This window comes from Moorena bouillonii PNG (assembly GCF_001942495.1).
GTDB classification, from domain to species: domain Bacteria; phylum Cyanobacteriota; class Cyanobacteriia; order Cyanobacteriales; family Coleofasciculaceae; genus Moorena; species Moorena bouillonii.
In genome coordinates, this window is the sequence record NZ_MKZS01000001.1 from 3,436,543 (window position 1) to 3,440,002 (window position 3,460).

Annotated in this window: 2 protein-coding genes; one reads left to right on the forward strand and one right to left on the reverse strand. The window is 40.2% G+C overall.

Going from position 1 to position 3,460, the window contains the following annotated elements:
• Positions 1–67 precede the first annotated feature (67 nt).
• The gene (locus tag BJP37_RS14020; protein ID WP_229415308.1) at positions 68–1,627 is read right to left on the reverse strand and encodes a hybrid sensor histidine kinase/response regulator; all 1,560 of its coding nucleotides are present in this window, start codon (positions 1,625–1,627) and stop codon (positions 68–70) included.
• A gap of 730 nt (positions 1,628–2,357) precedes the next feature.
• Between BJP37_RS14020 and BJP37_RS14030 the strand changes: the two genes are divergently transcribed.
• Positions 2,358–3,440, forward strand: coding sequence for an ABC transporter substrate-binding protein (locus tag BJP37_RS14030; RefSeq protein WP_075899612.1), 1,083 nt, complete (start codon positions 2,358–2,360; stop codon positions 3,438–3,440).
• Positions 3,441–3,460: the final 20 nt, after the last annotated feature.

The window sequence follows — 3,460 nt, forward strand, 5'->3', positions numbered from 1 at the left end:
CTGCTCCCTGCTCCCTGCTCCCTAAAACCCAGATATTTGTACCTCACAAGTCGTAGAATTGCTATATCTAATCCAAATATGGCAAGATGACTTGAAACTTTGTTCCCACGCCAACTTCGCTGTCCACGTTAATCTTACCCCGATGCAGTTCAACACATTTTTTAGCAATAGCCAGACCTAATCCTGTTCCTTTTATAGCACCAACATTAGTGGCTCGATAGAAAGAGTCAAACACTCGTTGCTTTTCTTTTGCTGGAATACCAATCCCTGAATCCCGAATAGTTAAAATAGCTTCTTCTGGCTGACAAAAGACGTCAAACTTAATGATGCCTCCTTGGGGAGAATATTTAACCGCATTAGAGAGTATATTAGTCAAAATTTGTCCAACTAGCTGTTCATCTAAATTAACTTGACTAGAATTACTATGACTAGAAAAATCAATTTTATAGTCACTATTTAAAGTAACCTGTAAATTATTAATAATTTTTTTGCATAGTTTATCTAGATTCAAGTATTCAGGATGACAATCAAGTTCCCCTGATTCAGTTTTATCTAGGAAGATCACATTGCTCAGGAGTTGGTTCATGTGTTCAACCGCCCATCCAATTTGTTTAAAATGTTTCAGTTTTTTATCGTCTGACAGTTTATCACTGTACTTAGCTAGCAATTCGGTAGAGGATTGAATCATCGTCAGTGGAGTACGAAACTCATGAGATATCGTACTAATAACCCGAGATTTAAGTTCACTCAGTTCTTTTTCCTGCTCTAGAGATTTGCGAATGATTTCTGAGCGACGTTCTCGTTCTTGGATATCCGCTTCCAATTTTATTTTCTCTTTTTCTAAAGCTTGAGCTTTTCTAAGTTCAGTGGTGTCTTGTAGCATACCAGAAAAACCGGTAACTACACCATCAATTATCAAGCTTGACTGAATATTAATCTCCCCCCAGCTGCACTTCCCTGTTTTGGTAACATATCTTATTTCATGTTTAAAGGAATCCTTTTCACCGTTGACTAGAGACTCCCACAATTGTTGATAACGTTCCTGATCATCAGGATCAATAAATTTTAGACAATTTTTACCTAGACTTTCTTCTACAGTAAAGCCAGTGAAAGTAGTCCAGGCGGAATTGAGAAATATCCAGTGTCCAGTGGCATCGATTTGAAAAAACACTTCTTTAACACTTTCTACGACAGAACGATATTGTTTCTCCCTCTCCCGTAAGGTTTTTTCGGCTCGATTAGCTTCGATAAGACGACGGACACGCTGCCTTAGCACTGATGGTTGGATGGGTTTAGTTATATAATCCGTTGCTCCGACTTGAAATGCCCAATCAACGGAAGCTTGGTCATTAAGTCCAGTAATCATTAATACTGGTGTTGATTCATTTTTAAGTAGCTTTTGCATTTGGGAGCAACACATAAACCCATCCATCACTGGCATCATAGCATCCAGCAATACTATATCCGGTTTTAGCTCAGTATAAGCTGCCAGACACTGCTCGCCATCTCCTACATCTTCGACGTTATATCCCTCATTTTCCATAAGTTTACACAGCATTGTCCGGGTTGGGATATCATCATCTGCGACCAGGATTATAGGAGCATGGTTTTGTTCATTATTCATCATAGTTAAGTTACTTAGTTTATACTGTTAATTTTCAATAGTTAAATTTTGTTAAAATTACGTTACGTTTATTTAATTTTTTTTCGGTATAGATAATAAGTTTAATATATTTTTAATCAGATTTTTTATACTAACTTACTAACCTAAAGTACTTGTAAATACCTTGATAAAACTTGCTATAGTTGTAAACCTTAGGACAGGAATTTTGCCTGCACGAGCATGATGCTAACAGGAAAAATTTATTTGACGAATCAAATCGGATGGTAGTTTGAGAAGGTTTAAAAGTCCCCTGCTTTATCTTCCTGGATCATCTCTAGTTGCTAAAACCGTATTTTTGGGGATTTTTTTGAGCTTGTAGTCAATTAAGATCTAGCAGAAATTACTCAAAGTGTTGACTATTTACTTTTGACTATTAACTGTTGACTAGCAATAGTTACCTTAAGCCAATGCATAGCCCTACCCAAATTCTGGTAAGGCACACACCAAATTTCTTTCCTCTGGTCTGCTTCTTCCCACTCTTCCCCTCTAAGCCTAAAAAAAAAGAAGAGAGTCACAACTGCGGCTCTCTTAATCATCAGGGTGCATCTACTTATCTAAATATAGCACAAATAATGAGGGGTGCAACCCCTCACCCCAAAAAACTAACAAAATGTTATTTTATATACCGTCTTCAGGGAAAAGTTAACTGGAAACGGATGGGTTAACCCATGTAACGGATATAACGGAATATGATATGGTTCTACAAAGACTCAAGTTGTGGTCAAGGCGTCAAACTCTGCAATGGCTAATCTTCGCATCCAGCACCGTTATCCTGGAGGCATGTACTCCCTTACAGCAAGCATCTTCTGGGAATGACTTGGGTGATGCTAAGCCCAGCCTATCGATGTCTTTATCCCTAGGGGTGACCACTTGGATTGGTTTGACTCCTCTTTTGATTGCGCTCAAAAAAGGCTTCTTTCAGGAACTGGGGCTAAGGGTTGACCTGAAAACCTTTGGGTATAATCCCGATTATATCTCTGCCTTTTTAGCAGGAAAACTGGATGCTATTGCCCCTGTAACCTCTGAAGCAGTCTTATTGGCAACTAAGGGCAAAGACTATCGCATTGTTTTGGTAGAGGATAACTCCGTTGGTGGAGATGGCATCTTAGCCCGCAACAGTATTAGTAGCATTAAGGACTTTAAGGGCAAGAAGATTGCTGTTGAAAAAGGGGCAGTTAGCCATTTCTTTCTACTAAAAGTACTCACAGCAGTTGGGTTGAGTGAAGCTGATGTTACCTTGGTGAACGTGGATCCAGCGGGAGCAGCAGCAGCTTACCAGGTGGGGAATGTGGACATTGCTGTTACCTATGCACCATTCCTAAAACAGGCTAACTTGGCTCAACCTGATGGACGCATTATCTATGACTCGTCCCAAATACCGACAGCGATTACGGATGTTTATCTGTTTGCCACTGAGTATATCGAAGCCAACCCGGAGGCGGTGGAAGCCTTTGTCAAAGGGGTTTTCAAAGGACTAGGGTTTCTCAATCAACATCCATCGGAAGGGTTAGCGATCGCAGCTAAGGAGTTGAAAATTGAGCCGGATGCCCTAGCTGCTGATCTAAAAGGGATTAGTCTCCCGGACGCTCGTGCCAATCTGGAGATGCTAGGAAATAAGCAGAGTGATTCCTACTTACTGGAGTCGTTGATGGATGTGGCGAGGTTTTTGGCAAACCAGGGCAAGATTGATACTATTCCTGATATGGAGCAATTCCTGGAACCCAAATTTGTTAAAGCCGCTTTAGGGCGTGTCTGCAAACCCAATAATTTAGGTTAGAGAGATTTGCAATCGCGAGC